We start from the raw sequence: 22,170 nt of genomic DNA, 5'->3' as shown, positions 1-22,170 counted from the left end.
AAAACAATCCATGATATATGAATACTAGCTATTGCCCCCTGCCGTTAAAACGATAAGCCGTTCATTCTCTTCAGCAAGCACTAAAGTAGTGTTTTTCACTTACTTTGTCGACAATACATGCACTCAAGATAATTTTTTAGTATAGCTTCCAACTTTGTTATTGATTGCTCCTCGCAAAGACAACACAATCTGATCAAAGTTATGAGAATACACTCTAGTTTAATCAGTATACGACCTAACTGAGAGTGTGTTTATCATTTCTTACGTTGCTACTATTGTGTCGTGTCTTAGCTAACTATTTGGTTAGCTATTTGGCTTTCTATGAGAAGTGACTATTAGAGGTCACTAGGTTTACCATGTGGCGCTAACCATTTAGCAAACCATCCTGATAAATCATCCATCAAAGTATAGACAACAGGAATAACAACCAAGCTCAATAGCGTAGAAGTTACCAGACCACCCAGTACCGCTGCTGCCATCGGTCGCCTAAAAGTAGGATCTGCATCGCCCCAACCAAATACCAATGGCAACATACCTGCACCCATCGCAATGGTCGTCATGATGATAGGCCGTGCACGCTTACGACATGCATCTACGATGGCTTCAAAACGTGCCAACCCTCGGCGCTGAGCAATCAACGCATAGTCGACCAATAGAATCGAGTTTTTGGTCGCAATACCCATAAGCATAATAAAACCAATCATCGAAGGCATCGATAAGCTACTATTGGTAATAACCAAGCCGACAAACGCACCACCGATTGATAGAGGTAGCGCCATCAGAATAGTAAAAGGCTGCAACAAACGACCAAACAGTAAAATAAGCACACCTAAAATACAAACCACACCGACAGACATCGCAATGATAAAGCCACTAAAGAGCTCTGCCATATTTTCAGCTTGGCCCTGATCGATGATAGTAATTGAAGGCGGCAGTTGCTGCATAGTCGGAACTGCTTTGACCGCTTGTACCAAATCGCCAAGCTCGCCACTCGTAGGTTGTACCGTGATACTAATAGCACGCTCTCGATCCAGTCTGCTAATCTGTGCAGGCCCAGTGCCAAAGTCTAGCGTAGCAACCTCACCGACACGTACGCCTTGACCTGCAGGCATGGTACTCGGCACATACAAGCCTTCTAGCTGGCTAACATTTTGCTTAGCCACATCAGGTAGACGTACCACAATCGGTATTTGGCGTGTATCAAGATTGAGCTTGGACAGTCGTTGTTCGTAATCGCCTACAGTAGCGACACGTAAAGTCGTAGCGATATCTTGCGTGGTAACCCCTTTATCCGCCATTGCCAATCTATCTGGCGTTACCGTTAGCTCTTGTCGTGGCAAGCTGCGATCACTGGTTACCGCACCTGCACTTGGTAGACCTCGAATCTCAGACATGATTTTTTGTGCAGTCTGTTCGAGCAGTTGCGGATTGGTACTGGTCAATGAAAAATTATAGCCACTCTCACCGCCACTCGATAGACCGACCGTAAATCGTGCTCCTGGCACCTCGGTCATCAGCTTACTAATTTTGCGCTCTATCTCTTGCTTCGTGCCTCGTTCTGCACGCGGGGCAAGTACGATATCCAAGCCTGCGATGTTTTCAGCCTTACCGCCACCACCATCTGACGCCCCCATCGATGCCTGCGCCTCTCCTACTGAGGTGAAGATATTGGTCACCTCAGGCATGGCCAAAATGCGAGTACTTGCTAGCGCCGCCACGCGCTCAGTATCTGCCAACGACACGTCAGGCGTCAGCTCAATAGCCACTCGAGTTTGATCGATATCATTATCGGGAATAAATGACGTTGGTAATAGCTTAACCAAAGCTAATGATGCTACAAATAAAACAAGCGTTGCACCCATGGTTAGCCAGCGATGATGTAGGGTCCAAGATACAATCTTGAGATAGTACTTCATCATCGCGCTTTGTTTTTCGACGTGTTTTTTCTCAGGTCGCAAGATATAAGCTGCCATCATCGGGGTAATCAAGCGCGCCACCATCAGCGAGGCAAAAATTGATAAGGCAGCCGTCCAACCGAACTGACGGAAAAACTGTCCAACGATACCGCCCATAAAGGCCGTTGGTAAAAACACTGCAATCAAAGTAAAAGTGGTGGCGACAACGGCAAGACCGATTTCATCAGCAGCTTCCATCGCCGCTTCATAAGGCGTCTTACCCATACGTAGATGGCGTATGATGTTTTCGACTTCAACGATTGCATCATCGACCAGCACCCCAATGACCAATGACAATGCCAGTAGTGAGATGATGTTAAGACTAAAGCCAAACAGATACATACCTAAAAAGGTTGGAATGACCGATAGCGGTAAAGCGACCGCGGCAACAATAGTCGCTCGAATATTACGCAAAAACAGGAAGACTACGACTACAGCTAGCAGACCACCCTCGATGAGCATTCTTAATGAGGCTTCATAATCCTCTGCAATGGGTGTCGCTCGGTCATAGACTTTCTCAATACTGATATTACCAACATCAGCAGTCAGCCTGGCAAGTTCTTTATCAACCAGATCCATCACATCAACTTCACTGGCACCGCGTGATCGAGTGATATTAAATGCCACCACTGTTTGACCGTCCAGCTTAGCAATCGAGCTTGGATCTGCTGCGCCATCAGTGATTTTTGCCATACGACCTAAAGCTTGTGTGCCCCCTGTAGGGACAGCCACTTGCAAATCATTTAGCTCATTTGCTCGCTCAACAGCACCAAGAACACGGATGGTCTGAGTGGTATTGCCAACTTCTGCCTCTCCACCAGAGCTGTCCTGCTGAATACCAGCGATTTGCTGCGATAATTGCGAAATAGAAAACTTTAGACCACTCAACGCAATTGGGTCAGCAGCAACCGTAATCTCACGCTGTAGTCCGCCAACGCGGCTCACGGTACTTACGCCTGGTATGTCAGATAGCCGCTTGGTAACGGTATCATCAACAAACCAAGATAAATCCTCCACGCTCATATTTTCAGCAGCGACAGAGTACGTAACCACTGGAAACCCAGCAGTAGATACTTTGGTAATAATGGGATCGTTGGCTGCAGCTGGTAGATCGCCACGTACTTCGCCAACTGCTGACCGCACATCGTCTACCGCTTCTTGAATGTCTTTTTCTAAGGTAAACTCAGTGGCAATGGTCGCCGCACCCGTCTGTAACGTGGTACGAATATGACTCACGCCTTCGATACTGGTCAGTTTGTTCTCAATTTTTTTGGCGATATCGTTCTCTAGCTGTGAAGGCGCAGCACCCGGTAGCGTGACCGTGACTACCACCGCTGGCAAGTCTATGTCCGGAAACTGCTGGACTTTCATTTTCATGAAACCGTAAATACCGCCCAACGTCAGCAGCACAAACAGCAGGATAGCAACGAGCGGATTTTTAATCGAATAAGCGGAGACGTTTAAGCTCATGGCTGTGCCTGCACTGGCTTACTGGCTTGAGACACACCATTAACAATACGCACTAGGTCACCATCATTTAAGAAGCTACCGCCCTGCTTTACGATACGACTGTCATCTGGCAAAGGCTCTAACACTGCTACGCTATCGCCCAATCGCTCACCTAATGTCACTCGCTGCTGCTTGATACGTCCCATCGACCGATCATCTCGAGTAGTCGACTCAGTAACGAGCATCACATAATCATAACCATCATTGCTGACAACGGCGCTATTCGGAATCGTTTGCGTACTGGTACTTCCCAAGACGAACTCGCCTGTTTGATACATGCCTGCACGCATCTTTGAGTTGGCGGCTAGGCTGGCATAAATCGTAATTTGGCGGTTGTTATCTGCGGTTGGTGCGATACGGCTCACCTGCCCCATCACTTTATCACCACCTGGCAGACTGACTTGTACAGGCGTACCGATGTTTATATCACCGATGAGCTTAGGATCTAACTCTGCTCGCCACTCTAGAACACCGCCTTTGATAATCGTAAATAGCGGTTCCCCGCCTGCCACTTGACCGACTTCTACCACTTTTTCACTAATAATACCGCTGACAGGAGCGACGACTTTTGCATTCTCTAATGTCAAACGCTGATTACTCAGACGGGCTCTTGATGCTTGCAAAGAAGCTCTGGCACGTACTTCAGAGGTGCGGTAGCGGTCGGCTTCTTGTTTACTGATAGCGTCAATATCGATCAATGGCAGCACACGTGCAGCGTCAGCGCTAGCATTGGCAAGGGTGGCTTCCGCTTCTGCGACATCTGCTTTCGCCTGTAGCACTTGCTGTTCCATAGCATCGGTATCGAATACGGCTAAGACTTGACCCGCTCTGACGCGGTCGCCTTCTTCGACCAAGATACGTTCGATAGCTACGCCATTGACTTTGGCGCTGACATTCGCAGTATCTTTAGCATTGATAGTTCCATCGGCACTGAGCGTGCTACCGATATCATCTTGGCTTGGACTGACTGTTTCTACTGAGAGTACCGATTGCTCAATACTGGTATTGCTACCGGTTGACTGATCGTTTGCGACAGAATTAGAAGCTGACGACTCATCTACAGCGGTACTACCATCATTGCCCCAATACTTGCCAAGCAGCACCCCAATTACTAGCACGGCTACCAATACGGGCCACAACCATATTTGTGGTTTTGAAGATGCTCTTTGAGGTGAAGTGTCAGTTTGACGATATGGCGGTAACTCAGATTCAGCTGACGGCTTAGAGTGGGTTTCTTCAAAATCGCTCATGGTAACTCTCTATAGGTACAGTCAATATTGAAATACTTGATATAGCGTGACTAAAAATATCAATCAGTCACAGCAATAATAAAAAGTGGCACGCAATCGAAGCAATGTTTGGAGAGCCTGATGTATGTCTATGAACGTTACTTACAGAGAGTATTACAATGTTCTCTAAAGCACTGTTTATTATTATAATAGTTCATCAAATTATCGAGAATAGCATATATTTAGTCATCATCTTATTTTTATGTATAGTGTCTAGCGTTCATAAATTTAATTGAAACTTAAACAAAATATATGTGCAATGTTAAAGACATATCGACTAAGTTAAAGAAATAAAGGCACACATAGCCAGTCATTGAATACCTCATATATTCAACGACTGACTATGGATGGAATATCGTCTATGTACTAGACACTGAATGCTAGCCGTTAAGCATTGGTATAACGACTCGCCTCAGGCATCCATCGATGAATCAATTGACTAACATCTGCTTTTCGCGCAGGGTCTGCTATCAAATGCTTAGCTAACCGCTGAGCAATAGCAAATAATTGCTCATCACGGATTAGATCGGCCAGATAGTAGCCAACGTTACCCGTTTGACGCTTACCTAACAGCTCTCCTGGCCCACGTAGTTCTAAGTCTTTTTGAGCAATGACAAAGCCATCGGTACTATCACGTAGGACATTTAGTCGCTCTGTGCCTGTCTCCGATAGTGGCTTTTGATACAACAGTACACAGAAGCTTTTGGTCGATCCACGTCCGACTCGTCCGCGCAGCTGATGCAATTGTGATAGTCCCAGACGCTCTGCATTTTCGATAACCATGAGCGACGCATTGGGCACATCAACCCCTACCTCGATGACAGTCGTCGCAATCAACAAGTCCAGATTACCTGCTTTGAACTCCTGCATGATGGCTTGCTTATCGGCAGACTTCATTTTGCCATGTACCAGTCCAATACGAATATCTAGACGTTCATTCAAATCCTCATACGTGGCTTCAGCTGCTTGCGCATCCAATACGCTAGATGCTTCTACCAGTGAGCATACCCAGTACGCTTGCCTGCCTGCTTCGCAATTAATCGCAATACGTTCTATCACCTCATCGCGTCGATTGCGATCGATGGTTACCGTCGTGATTGGGGTACGCCCCGGTGGCAACTCATCGATTATTGAGGTATCCATATCACCATAGACACTCATCGCTAAGGTTCTTGGAATCGGTGTTGCGGTCATGATTAGCTGGTGCGGTGTGCTATTAGCTACGCCTTTATTAGTCAATGCCATGCGCTGCTCAACACCAAAACGATGCTGCTCATCAATGATAACCAAACCTAACTTAGCGAACTGAACTTGCTCTTGAAACAACGCATGCGTGCCGACGACGATTTGTACGGTATTCTCGCTCACCGCTTCTAACGCTTCGCGGCGCTGTTTGGCCGTTTGCTTACCTGCGAGCCAACCGACACCGATACCCAATGGCTCAAACCACTGCTTAAAGTTCAGTAGATGCTGCTCTGCTAAAATCTCAGTCGGTGCCATTACCGCGACCTGCCAGCCACTGTCGAGCGCATAACTCGCCGCCCCTGCTGCAACCAACGTCTTGCCAGCACCCACATCCCCTTGTACCAATCGTAACATCGGAATTGAGGTGGCCATGTCTGCAATGATGTCTTTCATCACTCTTTTTTGCGCACCCGTTAAATCAAAAGGCAATGTAGAAAACAGCTTATCAGCAAGAGGACTGTTGGTAGTGCATTTAGGCGCTTTATGCTGATGTAGCTGTTGGCGACGGTATAGCAGACTAAGCTGATGCGCCGTTAATTCTTCAATAATCAAGCGCTGGCAGGCAGCATGCGTACGAGCGCTGAGTTGCGTTAATAATTTGTATTGCTGAGATGCGCTGATATAAGTAGGCGGCGTGTGCAGCAGTACCAATGCTTCAAATATCGTTAAATTATAGACATTATGCTGAGCAATGCCTGCTGCGACGCTATGTATGTCATTATCTGCCTGATAGGTAGAGGGACTGGGTTTGTATACGCTATTGCCAATCGCATTATCAGGTACGCTGCGTGCTAACGTCGAGAAAATATCTTCGGCATATTCGGCCTCTGACACCGCTGATTTAGATGGCTCAAAAGGCACTAATGGCAGATCTGATACAACTGCAAAATCCTCAGCCGTAAACAATGTCATTGGTAGACCTTGGCTCCGAACTGTTTGCAATGCTAGCTTAATCAAAGTGCGCAACTTGTTTTGATGTAGACCTTTGACAGTAGGATAAATAGGCTGCAGTCCCGTATCGGTCATGACTGTATTATCAGTGATAATTTGATATTCAGGATGATGTATCTGCTTACCATAACGGCTGACTTTAACTTCACCAAATAGCTGTAAGCGTGTCCCCAAATTCATGGTTTGTACCAGACCACGATAGACCTTAAAAAACCGCAACGATATCGTACCCGTATCATCGTCCACTGTCACAGTCATTCCACTGCGCTTGGTATCGACATGGACAATGTGACCTGTAATTAGCGCTGATTGTCCATGCTCTACATCGGCGATTGATACCAGCCGACTGCGATCCTCATAGTCACGGGGCAAATGTAATAGCAAATCGAATATCCGCTTGATATTCAATTGCGCCAACTGTTCCGCTACTTTTACTCCCACACCTGCAAGCGCAGACACTGGCATATCTAATGCTGATAGTGGTATATCAGATTTAAAATGATCTGACGAGTTGGCTGAGGTATGACTCTCCGATACTGGCATTAAAGATCCTAACAATATTATTTTTAATTTTTATATATTAAATCAAGCATTTTTAATATGCTGCACATGATGATTTGTACCACAGAACAGCTATCACAATAGTATGCACAAAAACGTCGACTCGTTTCATTATAGCTGACAATACAATCGCTTATGCTAGGCTATATAATAAAACCGTCTCTATATAATCCGTCTACTATAGATAAACCGCTTCTTATCATCATACCAATAACTGATGGCTTATTTTTTGAATTATGGCAATTTCATAAGGTGTTTTTCTATGCTTATTTCTGCTTTGCCTCGTCAGTTTCATCACAATCTGATTCGTCACAAACTAATTCTTGATAGTCTAAAACTACTGAAGTTAAGCTTAATAACCTTTCTCGGTTTGTATATTAGTGCATGTAGCACCTTACCATCGACTACTCCCGCCACACCAGAGCCTGTTATTGACACCCCTACTGTCGCACTAGTTTTGGGTGGTGGCGGTGCGAAAGGATTTGCTCATGTAGGTGTCATCAAGGCGCTAGAAGAAAACGGTATCAAACCAACATTGGTGGTCGGTACAAGTGTGGGTAGCTTGATTGGCAGCTTATACGCCAGTGGCTACACGCCTGCCCAGCTTGAGCAATTAGCACTGACCACTACTGATAGCCAGCTCACAGACTTTACCTTGTCCAACCAAGGATTTATCGAAGGTATTAAGTTAAAAAACTTTATTAATGATAAGGTAAATGCAAAAGCCATAGAGGACTTCCCCATTGCCTTTGCAGCAATCGCAGCAGAAAAACACACTCTAAAGAAAACAGTCTTTACCACTGGGAATGTAGGCCTTGCGGTACAAGCGTCCTGCAGCGTACCCAATATTTTTATTGCCCCGCGCATTCCTGAAAAAGTCGGTAAAAAATACATTGATGGCGGTGTGGTCAGTTTAGTACCCGTAGATAGCGCTTATGACTTGGGTGCTGACATCGTCATTGCTGTTGATGTGACGGGATTTAAAGGCAGTGATAATACTAACAATCAAATACCGACTATTAACTCATTAAGTGACTTTTGGGGCTTTCTAGAAACCAATACTCTAGCTACCAACCTGACTGCTAATCGCTCCGCATCAACTCAGAGTGAGCGGGATCGGGCGGATATTACTATTACTCCCAATGTCGGTCGTAACAGTTCAATAGATACTCGGCAGCGGCGCAGTTTAATACAAGCAGGCACTCAAGCTACCACGCCACAAATCAGTGCCATCAAACAACTTATCCAAGAGAAATCTAGTAGCCAATATGCCACGCTGTAGTTGAGTATTATTAGTTACTTATCAGTGAGATTGTTAAATATCCTCTTACATCACGAAAAAGCACCGCAGCTATAAACTGCGGTGCTTTTTTATTGATAGCTTTTAGTGCTAACTACTTTCAATGCTAACTATATTGATGCTAAACCAAATATTCAGAACTATTTAACACGGGCACGGTATTTTACGGCGACGGTATCATTTAGACCTACGCCTTCTAAGTCCCAACGTACCGCTTTATAGTATTTAAGCGCGACGTCTTGTAGCTGATTATCAACTTTGGTACGTAACGGCATACGAGAAAAGTTATTGCCATCTACACTGCCATACGGGAATTCAGGAGCTACGGTTTCTAATAGTTCTACCTGCTCTGGGATGCTCATCGTAACAGTCATTTTGCGTACACGATCTGCATTGGTATTGGTAAAATATCCTTGATACTCCAATACATTGCCTGACTGCAAACGAGTGTTGGTATCCACAGGGACGAGTATCTCTTGACCGTTGGCGTCAACGCTGACCAATGACGCTGTAATTTTACTGTTAACGGCTTGAGCGCTTGAGTTGCTGCTCTTACTGGTATTTGCTTGAATAGCCATTGAGCTATCAACCGCTTGCTCTGGTGTTGGCAGCATCGCTGAGGCTTGTGTAACTACCATTGCACCGATGAGCGTACCGGCAACAACGTGAAATAAGCGGTGGCCGCTCCAAGCACTGAACGGGCTAGCAAACTGGTTACTTTTTTTCATGATTTTCATTATCCCTGGTTGATATATCGGTAAAACACAGATGGTGCAAGTTAAGTTATTTTTATAATTTGTTCAACAGTTAAAAAGCCTTACGACGTATATAAGATATCGCTGTGGAATAGTTCATACAATCTGTCAAACATATGAACTCACTTATCTAACCTGATTATCTTCGCTCAATATCTGTAAAGCAATAGCGCTTAGCATAACAAAAAGCGTTTGTGGGTACATTAACCCAGTGTTGAGGTTGTGTATATCAGCGATTGGCAATAAGAATGCTCGAATACAGCTGAAATAAAAGATAGCTCATAACCGCGTTTTTTGCTATGGTAAATCTTTAGCGTTAAGCATTTTTTTGCTGCGCCCTTTTTCTGATTCTAACGACTACTGCTCCCATTATGACTACTAGCTCCATGCCCCAGATCAACCCTGAATACGTCCATTGGTTCCGTAACTCTGCACCCTACATTAATACCCATCGCGGCAAAACTTTCGTGATCATGTTTGGTGGTGAAGCGGTCAATCATGCAAATTTCAGCACACTTATTCACGATTTTGCCTTGTTGCATAGCTTGGGTATCAAGCTGGTACTGGTACACGGGGCACGACCGCAAATCGAAAATAACTTAAAAGATACCAACATTGAATCTCCGCTACATCAAGATATCCGTATTACGCCGCGTGCAGCGATGCCATCTATCTTACAGGCCGTTGGTGCTATTCGTTTACAGATTGAAGCTCAGCTATCGATGGGACTGGCCAACTCTCCGATGTATGGCTCACGTATCGATGCAATATCGGGCAATTTTGTGACAGCTCGTCCTTATGGTATCCGTGAAGGTGTTGACTACCAAATGACGGGAGAAGTGCGTTCTATCGATGTGGATGCCATCAAAAACAACCTACTTCATGACCATATCGTTGTTTTAGGCTCTATGGGCTACTCTGCGACTGGCGAAGTGTTTAACCTATTAGCCGAAGATGTGGCGCTTAGCGCTGCTGTAGAGCTTGGTGCTGACAAGCTTATATTCTTGGGTGAAGAGGCGGGTATCAATGACGATGATCGTTTATTACGCGAAATGATTCCAAACGAAGTTGATCGCTTCTTACGTGATCGTGACTTAAATTGTGAAATCAATTATTTCTTGAACTGTGCAAGCTTGGCATGTCGACAAGGCGTCCATCGCACGCATATCATCTCGTATGCCAAAAACGGCGCATTGTTAGAAGAGCTATTCACACGTGATGGTTCTGGTACGCTGATTAGCCATGACCCTTATGAAGAAATTCGTCGTGCCAATATCGATGACGTAGTAGGTCTTATTGAACTACTATCGCCTCTAGAAGAGCAAGGCATTTTGGTCAGTCGTTCACGCGAGCGCTTGGAGCAAGAGATTGACAATTACAGTGTGATTGAGCGTGATGGTATGATTTTGGGCTGTGCAGCATTGCATACGCTAGATTCAGAATCAGCAGAAGTTGCCTGTGTTGCGGTACGTCCTGAGTACCGTAATGGCAGCCGCGGTGCTGATTTGTTAGCGTTTCTAGAGCAGCAAGCACGCAGCCATGGTTTGTATAAGCTGTTTGTTTTGACTACTCGCACTGAACACTGGTTCGTCGAGCAAGGCTTTGCTGAAGTTGAAGCCAGCGCTTTACCTGAAGCACGTCTAGAGAAATACCACAATGGTCGTAACTCTAAAGTCTTTCAGAAAAATTTATAATTTATCGCCAAATTGATATCAATTTGTCATAAAGTACAGATCATAAAAAAGCCCTCATAAAATAATGAGGGCTTTTTTATAACTAAATATCTAGATAATTAACATCTGCTCTAGATACTTATTTTACTGCTAACAGCTCAACAGTAAAGATAAGTGTACTGTTAGGCTCGATACCAGCATTACCCGCTTCGCCATAAGCGATGTCTGATGGGATATAGAACTCGTACTTTCCGCCTTCTTTCATCAGCTGTAGACCTTCAGTCCAGCCAGCGATTACTTGGTTTAGTGGGAACTCAATTGGCTCACCGCGCTCATAAGAGCTATCAAATACCGTGCCATCAATCAGTTTACCTTCGTAGTTTACTTCGACTACGTCAGTTGCTTCTGGAGATTGTCCAGTACCTGCTTCAATGACCTTATACTGTAAACCAGACTCTGTTTGCTTCACGCCTTCTTTTTTAGCATTTTCTGCTAAGAATTTGGTACCAGCGGCTTTATTTTCTGTTGCCTTGGTTTCCATTTCTTCAACAAACTGCTCTTCTTGCTCTTTTTGATAGTCCATCAATACTTGTTGCATTTGCTCTTGGGTCAATGCTGATTCATTGCCTTCGTAACCATCACGGAAGCCTTTTTCAAAAGTATTTAGATCTAGATCTTTGACAGCGTCTTTATTGCCTTCTGCCATCATGAAACCTAAGCTATAACCTATTTTTTCACTAGCTGGGCTTTGTTCGGTAATGGAAACACTTTGAGCGGCTGTTTCTTGATTGCCATTATTGGTGCTACAGCCTGTTACTAACAACATAGCGCTAGCAAGTGCACTAACGCCTAAAGTAGTGATTTTTTTCATAAAGTACTCTCTAATTGTAAGAATAGTGGCGAGATGTCACATTCCTCTATGATAACAAATCTTAGTTTTGGGAACCACGCTTTGCATAAAATTCTCGGGTTACTGTATAGTCTATGTTAATATTTCTTATCATAATAACAAGTTATCACACAAATATAGTAACAGGTAAAGCTTTCTGTCTTTAAATCACTTGATACATCAGCTAAGCTGAATGAGTTAAGAAGATAAGCAACCGAGTATTAATTTTATTAAGAATAAGCAGATGTCGAGAGCAGAGTCATCTTAATATAAGTGTCACTGTAATATAAATAAAAGATACTGCTAATAAAAACTTATACTCAAAAGAGATAACATCTCTATATAACTGATTCTAAAAATACTATTTATGATAACCATCTGTATGTCTTGCTCACTAACCACTATATGAATATTGTTTTTGGCGAGTTATATAAGATGCTTCAAGGAGGATAAGATGAACCCAATGTACACATCTTTTAACGGCTATCTTGGTGGGCCTATCGGCTCCATTATTGGTGCTATTTTGATATTCGTTATTGGTTGGCTAGTAGCCCTTGGTATCGCAGCATTAGTACGCGGCGTACTCTCTAAAGTCAATCTCAATCAGCGTATGAACTCTTCAACTGGTAAGAACTACGATCTTGAAGGTATCATTTCTAAAATTGTTTTCTGGTTTATTTTTATCATTGCTATCTCAGGCGCACTTAGCCAATTAAACTTAAACTCTATCTCGGCACCGTTCGCAAATATGGTTAATCAAGTATTGGCATTTATCCCTAATCTTATTGGCGCTATCGCACTTGGTGTGATCGGTTGGGTCGTGGCTACTGTTGTACGTACAGCGATTAACGCTGCACTCGCGAAAACCTCTATGGATGAGCGCTTAAGTGCACAAGCTGGTGTAAAACCAATGAGCAGTACAATTGCTGATATGGTTTATTGGTTCATCTTACTAGTTGTATTGACCATGGTTCTTGGTCAACTAGAGCTTGATGGTTTATTCGCACCATTGACTAATATGGTCGATAAAATCTTTAGTTTCATCCCTAATATCTTGATTGCTGGTGTAGTCTTCGTCGTTGGTTATATCATTGCCAAAGTCGTACGCGGCATCGTCACCAATCTTGTTTCTACTTTCAATGTACAAGAATTGGCAACAAAAGCAGGTTTAAGTGAGCAAAATAGCTTACCTAATATTGCTGGTTCATTAGCATTTCTTGTGGTTATCATTCCAACCATCATTGCTGCTTTAAACGCACTGAAAATCGAAGTGATTGCTCGCCCTGCGACCAATATGCTCAACAAAATTATGGAAGCATTGCCAAACATCTTTATGGCAGTGGCTATCCTAGTAGTAACCTTCTACGTTGTACGCATGGTTGCTAACATCATTAAAGGTCTGATTGAGAACACTCAAATCAATCAGTTACCTGCGAAAGTAGGTTTACAAGAGGCTATGGGTGATAAGAAAGTCTCAGACCTAGTTGGTTATGCAATCATCTTCTTTGCTATGTTGTTTGCTGCTATTGCAGCTGCTGACTTATTAGGTTTCGAGCCTATTTCAGCTATCATCACAATGTTTATCGCATTCGGTGCGAATATCATCCTAGGCGCAATTATCCTATTTATCGGATTTTGGCTTGCTAATATTATTGCAGGTGTGGTTGAACGTTCTGAGCAAGGTTCACAATTCCTAGCAAACATCGTACGCGTATTGATCATGGGCCTAGTATTAGCCATGGGTCTAAAAGCAATGGGTATTGCAGACTCAATCGTTAACCTAGCATTTGGTCTAACATTAGGTGCAGTAGCCGTCGCTTTTGCCCTATCATTTGGTCTTGGTGGTCAAGAAGCTGCAGCTCGCTTCCTACGTAAAATGCAGGACAAGATGGATCATGAACGCACTGAAGCGAAAGCAAAATCTGCGCTACAGCCAAGTTCATCAACTGAAGAAAAGGTTGCTGATTCAGTTCGTGAAAACACGCCATCTGCTGCTAGTACACCTAGTACCGACTTACGTACCGATATAGTTGAAACACCACGTGTTGATACTAATGACATCTACAATAGTGATGACGTACTTCCTGGTAGCGGTCTTGATGACGACCTCAATAAATAAGTATTTATGATATTTTAGTTTAAATAAAAAAAGAGACAGCCTAGGCTGTCTTTTTTTTGTGTCAGTAAATATATGAATAAGTATGTGGTTCTTACTATCCAATCTCTTTTAAAGAATTTACCCTACAATCTAATGCTTATCTTTTCGAGCTGGGATAGTAAGATTCATCTGTACTTGGGGTAGCTTTTTTGTTTTTACTTTCGCAGATTCACCACTATCTAAATTACTAGAAGGTGGCTTATTTTGCTTATCTAACTCTTGTTGTTTTAACTTTTGCATTTGCTTAGTAAGCTGGCGCTCCCTTTGCGTCATCGCATCAACTGGCTGAATCCATAAATCAATATCAAAAAAATGCTCATTATTCTCAGTGATAAAGTCGATACCAAGCACGACTACATGATGCAGCTCAATAATTGGTAAACGTGTGGCAACATCCTGTGCGATATTTGCTAGCTTTGGTTGGACAGCGGCTTTGCTATTAGGTCCTTTTGACTCTTGACCATAAAATACCAGTACATAATGTCGGCCTAAGCTTTCATAAGAATGTTGGTGTACGACATAGCCATCTTTTTGCAGTGATGCGCTTTGTTTAGGGTGTCTATATAGCGTACGAATAAGCTCGTGACGCGAAAATAAAGACTCATCTAGTAGTTGTTGCTGCCAATGAGCGAGTGGTATTCCTGCCTGCTCATCGCTATTAGCTACGTGCTTTTTACCATACGTATCTATCATCTGCATACTTAGCTGAGACCATATCGTGGCTGCCTGTATCATATGCTGACGGTACATCTGAGCAGTTGAACTTTGGTTTTTGTATGCAAGCGTGATAGCTACCAGTGCTGAATTAGGTTCGTCTTGTGCTTCATTTTTGATGAGCACATTGTCGACTGCAATGGCAGGGGCAAGTAAATCTGGGCTTTGTAAAAAACGCTCAACCAAATCGTCTTCCGACTCAAAACTTGGGATATGGTTTATGGCGGAATGCTGCAACTGCTCTAAATGATAAGCTAAGAAACGCCACAATTCACATGGCGTTCGTACCGCTGCTGCGATCGAGTACCAATCATCCCAGCTAAATACTTGTAACTGCTGCATGCTTTCGCTCATGTCGACAACTAAATCTTCTAAAAAGTAACGAAACCCAAAATTGTGTTTAAGTCGCTGTAGAGCACTAGTTGTTTTACCTATGCTATCGTTTTTGTTAAAACTACTACTTCCTCCGACAAGCTGAATATCAAAGATCAGAGCTTCGTAACCCACTGACTCATTGTCTTCATTCTGAGATAATAATGATTTGTACCATGTAAGAGCAGATTTTACCGCGGTCATACGTACAGCCTCAATTTCAGCTGATTTTGTATCATAGGGTAGATATAGTGTCAGCTCCAACAGCTGTAGCTTGCCAAGTGGTAACTGATACTGATAGTGACGAGCGATATATTGAGCATTGTACTCATGCTCAATTGTATGCATGCCCGCCAAAGTCACCGCCTTAGCGTCTGCCTGTAAATAGCTGACTAGTTCAGTCGTCAGGTAACCCCAGTCGGGCATGGTAGTAATCGAATGGGACACAAATTCCAACCTTCTATTATCGTATGGTAAATATCGCATCTGATAGCTCATAATACTAGCAGCATGATTATCGCGTATTACAAATATCTGAATGATGAAAAATTACGCTACATAAGCACTATCAGAGACAGTCGCTTTCAAAGCGATCACTTGTTATGATGATATCAAAGCAGTATTGCTTGTGTGCAAGTTTATGGATGACTAACTGTACTTAGTTGAATTTATCGAAACCATAATCATCTAAATCTTGATGACTATTATATAATAATAAGGATTAAACATTATGAAGCGTTTTAAAGAAAAGACCGTCGTTGTAACGGGTGCAGGTTCTGGTATTGGCCGTGCAACGGCTATTCGTTTTGCCGAGGAAGGCGCTAGTGTGGTTCTAGTGGGACGTACAGCGGAAACACTAGAAGAAACTGCCAAAGAGTTGCCGCAAGATCGTACTTGGATTCACACTGATAACTATCTTATTATTACGTGCGACATTAGCGTTCAAAGCCAAGTACAAGAAATGGTTGAGCGCGCTATCGACAAATTCGGCAAGATTGATATCTTAGTAAATAATGCTGGCAAAGCAACTCAAGGTAAAATTACAGAACTCTCTGCTGATGATTGGCGCTCTGCTATCGATGTAAATCTAAACGGGACCTTCTACGTCTCTCAAGCAGCTATGCCTCACCTGATTGCATCAAAGGGTAATATTGTCAATATTTCATCACTCTCGGGCGTAGGTGGTGACTGGAATATGGCGGCCTACAATGCCGCTAAAGCTGGTGTGACCAATTTAACTCGCACGTTGGCATTAGATCATGGTTCTGATGGTGTTCGCGTAAATGCAGTCAATCCAAGCGTTACCAAAACCGATATGACCACGGCTATCCAAGACAATGAATCTAAAACAGATAAATTCTTAGCTCGCTGCCCGCTTGGACGTTTAGCAACCCCAGAGAATATCGCTGCCGCAATTACCTTCTTAGCAAGTGATGATGCGTCGATGATTACTGGCGTAAACCTACCTGTCGATGGCGGTGTTAGCGCTTCTAACGGACAGCCACAATTTTAGATTTTTAAGCTAATAAATCTTCAAGCGCATTACTCAAAAAAGCCCTCGATATCATCATATCTGGGGCTTTTTTGATATCAACTATCAGAACTTAGTTGTAGATAACCTTGAGTCTTCGCATCTGTAGTAAAGCCAGTACCTATAACTTAACTGATTGAACTATTACTTATACTATTTGGCTTACTCAGCTGCATTATTGATGTCTTGTAGTGGCTGTGACAAACGCTCAAGGTGTCTTGGTAACACCCCTTTATACTGAGAATATATTTTTGGTAAATCCGCTTCAATATCTCCAGTTGGATGTATCACAGATAAAAAACGAACTTCTTTAGTATTATAATCCAATGCAATGGGCAAGATAGGCACGCCAGCACCGAGTGCCAGATAGTAAAATCCTGTCTTCCAGCTTTCGGTATATTGCCGTGTACCCTCTGGTGATAAGCCCAAAAATAAGGGCTCACCTGTCTTAAACTTATCGATACTGGCTTGTAATACTGAGCCTTTTTCAGTGCGATTGATCGGTATAATTCCCATCCAGTACAGCAGCTGAGACAATACTGGCACTCTAAACAGCGTATGCTTTGCCATGATACTGATTTTTAAATCTAGCGCAAATAAACTAGGAAGTGCATAAACGCCATCAACATTAGAGGTATGGGGCAGTGCCAAAACCACAGCCTGAGAGATATTAGGAATACCACCAACCGTTCGCCATCCTAAAGTCTTCATGAGCCATAAGCCAATGATAGGCGACACTTTATTACCGCGCCTAGGCACTTTGTCACCCACTTGTTTTCTACTGAGCTTTGGCAGTATCTTTGAGCGTGTAGATTCAGTAGTAGCAGACTTAGAACGGTTAAAAATCTTCGGTATCATGACAGAACAATATAGTGAAAGGTACTGACATAATACCATTAAGATTTTGTGGCTAGGCTAAATTTTGCGTGCTTTTATTATGCGATAGACCGTTTAGCCATAAATATAAGTAATGTCCAGTTACGATATTCTGTACTCATATTTCTTTAGACTCGTCGATACTTCTTAAGAAATATCGGCCAAATCACCTTTGCTCTCAAGCCACGACTTACGATCAGAGGCACGTTTCTTAGCTAGTAACATATCCATCACGCTAGCGGTCAGTACCATGTCATCCATATCTAACTGTACTAAACGGCGTGTATCACGGCTCATCGTCGTCTCACGTAGTTGCTCAGCACTCATTTCACCAAGTCCTTTAAAACGTGTAATCTGAGCTTTTTTGTTGCCCGGTACATTGGCTAAGATATGTGCAAGCTCTGGCTCATCTAACGCATAGTGTACTTCTTTACCCACATCCACTCGGTACAGTGGCGGCATAGCCACAAACAGATGCCCTGCATCTACTAGCGCAGGAAAATGCTTTACAAACAGAGCACAAATCAATGTCGCAATATGTAGTCCATCAGAGTCAGCATCCGCTAAGATACATATCTTGTCATAACGCAGTTCGGACAAATCATCAGACGCAGGATCGACACCGATAGCAATGGCAATATCGTGAATCTCTTGGCTTGATAGTACTGTATCTGATGATACTTCCCACGTATTTAGGATTTTGCCGCGTAGAGGTAATATCGCCTGATAATGACGATCTCTCGCTTGCTTGGCACTACCGCCCGCAGAGTCACCCTCTACTAAGAACAACTCTGCCCCATCACGCAAATCACCACGGCAATCTGCCAACTTGCCAGGTAATGCTGGACCTTGAGTGATTTTCTTACGAGCGACTTTTTTGGCAGATTTTAGACGACGTCCAGCTTTGTTAATCGCCAATTCAGCGATTTGCGTGCCCATATCTGCGTTTTGATTCAACCATAAACTGAAAGCATCTTTTGCCAATGTTTGAACTGCGCCAGCTGCTTCACGACTGGACAGACGCTCTTTAGTCTGTCCAGAAAACTGCGGTTCAGAGAACTTCAAGGATAGGATATAGTTCACCCCATCCCAAACGTCTTCTGCGGTTAGTTTCACACTACGCGGTAGTAAGTTATGAATATCGCAGAACTCACGCAGTGCTTCTAAAATACCCGTACGCAGACCATTGACGTGCGTACCGCCCTGAGCTGTCGGGATCAGATTGACATAGCTTTCTTGAATTGGCGTCCCACCATCAGGCAACCAAGATAGTGCAAAAGTAATAGCAGCGCGTTCGCCCGCTTTCGCATCGTAATTATAATAAAACGGTGCGTCAGGCAATGTTTCCAGACCGTCTAATTGTTCACTTAAATACTCGACCACCCCATCTGTAAACTGCCAAACAACTTTTTCATCATTGATATGATCGGTGAATTCAATCGTCAGCCCAGCAGCTAAAACCGCTTTCGCTTTTAAATTATGTTTGAGCTGTTTTACATTAAACTTGGGCGTATCAAAGAAACTACCATCCGCCCAAAAATGTACTCTGGTACCACGTTTGCGTTTATTCGAGCTTACCGACTCAGTGAGTGGCGTAACTGATGCGCCATTTTCAAATGCCATATCGAACTGTGTGCTATCACGCCATACCGTGACCTCGACACGCGTTGATAGCGCATTAACGACGGAAATACCTACGCCATGCAGACCACCTGATACCTCGTAATTAGAGGTCGAAAATTTTCCACCGGCATGCAAGCGGGTTAAAATCAGCTCAATACCAGATTGACCAAACTCAGGATGGATATCAGTCGGCATACCGCGCCCATCATCTTCAACAGACAACGACCCATCGCTATGCAATTGCACCTTGATAGTTTTCGCATAACCAGCCAACGCTTCATCAACTGAGTTATCAATGACCTCTTGCGCCAAATGGTTGGGGCGTGTGGTATCGGTATACATACCCGGTCGACGACGGACTGGCTCAAGACCTTCTAAAACTTCTAACGATTGCGCATTATATTGACTCACAAATGCATCCTTAACTGTTCGCGTGCGTTTAATTCTATAGAACCATTATAACGAAAAATAGCGACCTTAACGTCAATAGTCCATCGCTTACGTCATATAATGTCGTCTATTTAGGCTTGTACTAAACTTTGCAAGATACTCATCACCATAGGTAGCTGCTCATCAAAGTCACTAAAGCGATGATTGCCACCCGCTTGCACTGTTACGGTTGCGCCCTGACTTAGATAAAAAGCTCTAGACAATTCAGAATCTAATAGCTCATCGCCCTCTTTGAGTAACACAGCAACTTTATCGGGATAGTTGACTGATAAAAGCTGATGGCCTGCAAACCACTGTAAATCTGTAGGAGTAATCTGCCAACCGCCCGCTGTCGTGTACAGGGTTTTGTTATCCGATGACTCATTACTGCTGTCGGGATTAAACCCTGACGAATCAGCAAAACGCTGTAGGGTGACATGAGGCTGCGTACTGGGGTTTAATAGCAGTGCAGGACAACCTATTTGGTTACTGATTAAGGTAGAAAAGTACCCACCCAATGAGCTACCGATTAATACAGTATTGGATAATTCAGTCTGCTTATCTGCTGATTTTCTACCTGCATTATTATCTAGCTCTTCTATTAAAGACAGTAATTGCTCACACACTTGCGCAGGAGATTTATTTAAATCAGGACGTAATACATTAATATCAGAATAATGACGCTGGCAATATTTTTCTAATAAAACCCCTTTGGTCGAGTTGGCATTACTGTCCAACCCATGGATATAAATCAAGTTCACGTATCATCTCACTTATTAATTTTGTTATTATTATCTTATAAAGGCTATCAAAGCTAAGCATAGCACCCGCTAGACGAAAATAATAACAATAAAATGGCACACTATTAGTCAATATTTGCGACATAATAACGTTAAACAGTGGTTTTATGCAGGTCAAAGGAATGACGGTAGTCATTATGGAGGAGTCATGAATCAACAGTTTGAGCTGTTCGACATTGACAACCCTTGTATCGGTGTCTGTCAAAGCAATAAAAAAGGCTATTGCTTTGGTTGCCTGCGCAGTCGAGTCGAGCGCCAACGATGGCATCATATGACGACAGAGCAGCAACGCGAGGTGTTAAGGCTTATCGCAGGACGTAAGCTGCGTATCGAGCTCATGCGCCTGCGCAAAAACGAGCAGCTAGGATTTGATTTTGAGGAAGACATTGAGATAGGTGAGTTGTTTTAAGAAGTAGTAGTTTTGACATAAACCTATAGTAAAAAGTGCCCTTACTTATATTCTTTGACAGTTTTTCCAGAATTGTAAATTGCGTCAGCCGCAATTTCAGTATTTGTTAGTTGACCATCTCTAATCCTATATTCCATATAAGGTTGATAATCACCGTTTTGGTACATTTTCAGCTCAGCAATTAGCAACTTCTCATCGAAATAATTTAAATTAAGATTGAGCCACATCGAAAGTTGCTGAAAATTATGAGCAACTTTTTCACCTTTTTGTTCCCTCAAAAAAGACTCTAAATTTATAGGATACTTACGTTCTTCTGCCGCCATAATCGCTGTTCGTGCTATCACTAATAATTGCTGTCTAACAAACTGCATTGTATAGTCTGCTGTATCATGTCAAAGACCATATTTTATTCTCAATTTCTTAGAGTGAGACCAATACCTATCTTCTAAAAGTAAGAGTCGCTTATGGTATGTCTTCAAAATCTCAGTTTCAATCAGTCCCTTAGTATCAACCTTCAGTTCATCAAAGGTTTTAAGTTTTACATTGGTATTATTAGCTGCTTCAAAAGCGCCACTTTGAAAACCAGCTACGGATATAATAAAACCACGGTCTGCACCTATATCGTCTACAATTGATCTCAGTGCTAATACTTGCGTCTTAGTTACTTTACTTTTCCAATGCTTAGCTTCAACAATCCAAGTAATATTCTCACCTAAAAATCTAGTCTTAACGAGTACGTCTATATCATGGCAAGTTCTTACGCCTTGAACTCTAACATTGCTCTTAGCATCAGCTCCCAACGAAACAAAGTGTGTCTTAATATCTTCTTGAAACTTATACCAGCTTGGTTCTTTACCCATAAACTTTCCTAACGGTTAGTAAACACTCTAACTGATGCATTTATCAATTTAGATCCTTCATAGTATGTTATCAACCTCTTACAAAGAAAAGCCCTTAACAAATTAACATTGCGGGCTTTTACTTTTAAAATAGAGAGATGATGAAGGATGAGAACGCTGTCGAAGCAAAGCACTGATAGTTGCGAGCATAGCTCTTGAGCTGCTTTTAATAGGAATAAAATAGACGCAAAGAAAAGCCCCCTTCGACTTATATCGAAGGGGGCTTTATCTA

General features: G+C 43.0%; 16 protein-coding genes. 5 read left to right on the top strand and 11 right to left on the bottom strand.

What is annotated here, in order from left to right; all coding sequences use genetic code 11:
- Positions 1-335 precede the first annotated feature (335 nt).
- The 3 genes from ACT3QQ_RS04770 to recG all read right to left on the bottom strand — a co-directional run bounded on the left by ACT3QQ_RS04770 (position 336) and on the right by recG (position 7,492).
- Positions 336-3,425: an efflux RND transporter permease subunit gene (locus ACT3QQ_RS04770; RefSeq protein ID WP_444527135.1), complete on the bottom strand. Its 3,090-nt coding sequence runs from the start codon at positions 3,423-3,425 to the stop codon at positions 336-338.
- Complete coding sequence (locus tag ACT3QQ_RS04765) at positions 3,422-4,714, bottom strand: efflux RND transporter periplasmic adaptor subunit (protein WP_444527134.1); 1,293 nt, start codon at positions 4,712-4,714, stop codon at positions 3,422-3,424. The genes ACT3QQ_RS04770 and ACT3QQ_RS04765 overlap by 4 nt, the downstream gene beginning before the upstream one ends.
- Before the next feature lie 426 nt (positions 4,715-5,140).
- Positions 5,141-7,492 (bottom strand): ATP-dependent DNA helicase RecG, encoded by a 2,352-nt coding sequence (recG, locus tag ACT3QQ_RS04760; RefSeq protein WP_444527133.1) that lies wholly within the window; start codon positions 7,490-7,492, stop codon positions 5,141-5,143.
- Between the two features lie 280 nt (positions 7,493-7,772).
- Between recG and ACT3QQ_RS04755 the strand changes: the two genes are divergently transcribed.
- The gene (locus tag ACT3QQ_RS04755) at positions 7,773-8,792 is read left to right on the top strand and encodes a patatin-like phospholipase family protein (protein WP_444527132.1); all 1,020 of its coding nucleotides are present in this window, start codon (positions 7,773-7,775) and stop codon (positions 8,790-8,792) included.
- A gap of 158 nt (positions 8,793-8,950) precedes the next feature.
- On the opposite strand, the gene ACT3QQ_RS04750 is transcribed toward ACT3QQ_RS04755, so the two are convergent.
- A complete protein-coding gene (locus ACT3QQ_RS04750) occupies positions 8,951-9,538 on the bottom strand; it encodes a hypothetical protein (RefSeq protein WP_444520727.1) in 588 nt (195 codons plus the stop codon).
- A 398-nt stretch (positions 9,539-9,936) separates the two neighbouring features.
- Here ACT3QQ_RS04750 and argA point away from each other — a divergent pair, with 398 nt between their 5' ends.
- Entirely contained in the window at positions 9,937-11,259 is a 1,323-nt protein-coding gene (argA, locus tag ACT3QQ_RS04745; protein WP_444527131.1) for an amino-acid N-acetyltransferase, read from the top strand.
- A gap of 118 nt (positions 11,260-11,377) precedes the next feature.
- Here the strand turns inward: argA and ACT3QQ_RS04740 are convergent, their stop codons facing one another.
- The gene (locus ACT3QQ_RS04740) at positions 11,378-12,109 is read right to left on the bottom strand and encodes an FKBP-type peptidyl-prolyl cis-trans isomerase (RefSeq protein ID WP_444527130.1); all 732 of its coding nucleotides are present in this window, start codon (positions 12,107-12,109) and stop codon (positions 11,378-11,380) included.
- Between the two features lie 472 nt (positions 12,110-12,581).
- On the opposite strand from ACT3QQ_RS04740, the gene ACT3QQ_RS04735 reads away from it, so the two are divergent.
- Positions 12,582-14,246 carry a mechanosensitive ion channel gene (locus ACT3QQ_RS04735; protein WP_444520730.1) on the top strand — a complete coding sequence of 555 codons (1,665 nt, stop codon included), beginning with the start codon at positions 12,582-12,584 and terminating at the stop codon, positions 14,244-14,246.
- Between the two features lie 129 nt (positions 14,247-14,375).
- Here ACT3QQ_RS04735 and ACT3QQ_RS04730 read toward each other — a convergent pair whose 3' ends face one another.
- The gene (locus ACT3QQ_RS04730; RefSeq protein WP_444527129.1) at positions 14,376-15,818 is read right to left on the bottom strand and encodes a hypothetical protein; all 1,443 of its coding nucleotides are present in this window, start codon (positions 15,816-15,818) and stop codon (positions 14,376-14,378) included.
- A gap of 283 nt (positions 15,819-16,101) precedes the next feature.
- Between ACT3QQ_RS04730 and ACT3QQ_RS04725 the strand changes: the two genes are divergently transcribed.
- Positions 16,102-16,884, top strand: coding sequence for an SDR family NAD(P)-dependent oxidoreductase (locus ACT3QQ_RS04725; RefSeq protein WP_444527128.1), 783 nt, complete (start codon positions 16,102-16,104; stop codon positions 16,882-16,884).
- Positions 16,885-17,064: 180 nt separating this feature from the next.
- Here ACT3QQ_RS04725 and ACT3QQ_RS04720 read toward each other — a convergent pair whose 3' ends face one another.
- From ACT3QQ_RS04720 to ACT3QQ_RS04710, 3 genes are all read right to left on the bottom strand, one after another.
- Positions 17,065-17,760: a lysophospholipid acyltransferase family protein gene (locus ACT3QQ_RS04720; RefSeq protein ID WP_444527127.1), complete on the bottom strand. Its 696-nt coding sequence runs from the start codon at positions 17,758-17,760 to the stop codon at positions 17,065-17,067.
- Between the two features lie 165 nt (positions 17,761-17,925).
- Positions 17,926-19,812: a DNA topoisomerase IV subunit B gene (gene parE, locus ACT3QQ_RS04715; RefSeq protein ID WP_444527126.1), complete on the bottom strand. Its 1,887-nt coding sequence runs from the start codon at positions 19,810-19,812 to the stop codon at positions 17,926-17,928.
- A gap of 110 nt (positions 19,813-19,922) precedes the next feature.
- Entirely contained in the window at positions 19,923-20,591 is a 669-nt protein-coding gene (locus tag ACT3QQ_RS04710) for a YqiA/YcfP family alpha/beta fold hydrolase (protein ID WP_444527125.1), read from the bottom strand.
- A 187-nt stretch (positions 20,592-20,778) separates the two neighbouring features.
- Between ACT3QQ_RS04710 and ACT3QQ_RS04705 the strand changes: the two genes are divergently transcribed.
- Complete coding sequence (locus ACT3QQ_RS04705; RefSeq protein ID WP_444527124.1) at positions 20,779-21,039, top strand: DUF1289 domain-containing protein; 261 nt, start codon at positions 20,779-20,781, stop codon at positions 21,037-21,039.
- Between the two features lie 41 nt (positions 21,040-21,080).
- Here ACT3QQ_RS04705 and ACT3QQ_RS04700 read toward each other — a convergent pair whose 3' ends face one another.
- Together ACT3QQ_RS04700 and ACT3QQ_RS04695 are read right to left on the bottom strand one after the other, a co-directional pair.
- The gene (locus tag ACT3QQ_RS04700; RefSeq protein ID WP_444527123.1) at positions 21,081-21,362 is read right to left on the bottom strand and encodes a hypothetical protein; all 282 of its coding nucleotides are present in this window, start codon (positions 21,360-21,362) and stop codon (positions 21,081-21,083) included.
- A gap of 69 nt (positions 21,363-21,431) precedes the next feature.
- The gene (locus tag ACT3QQ_RS04695) at positions 21,432-21,899 is read right to left on the bottom strand and encodes a restriction endonuclease (RefSeq protein ID WP_444527122.1); all 468 of its coding nucleotides are present in this window, start codon (positions 21,897-21,899) and stop codon (positions 21,432-21,434) included.
- Positions 21,900-22,170: the final 271 nt, after the last annotated feature.

This window comes from Psychrobacter sp. AOP7-A1-24 (genome assembly GCF_052376235.1).
Taxonomy (GTDB): domain Bacteria; phylum Pseudomonadota; class Gammaproteobacteria; order Pseudomonadales; family Moraxellaceae; genus Psychrobacter.
Note: the sequence above shows the minus strand (reverse complement) of the source record. Positions and strands in the feature narration are given on the sequence as shown.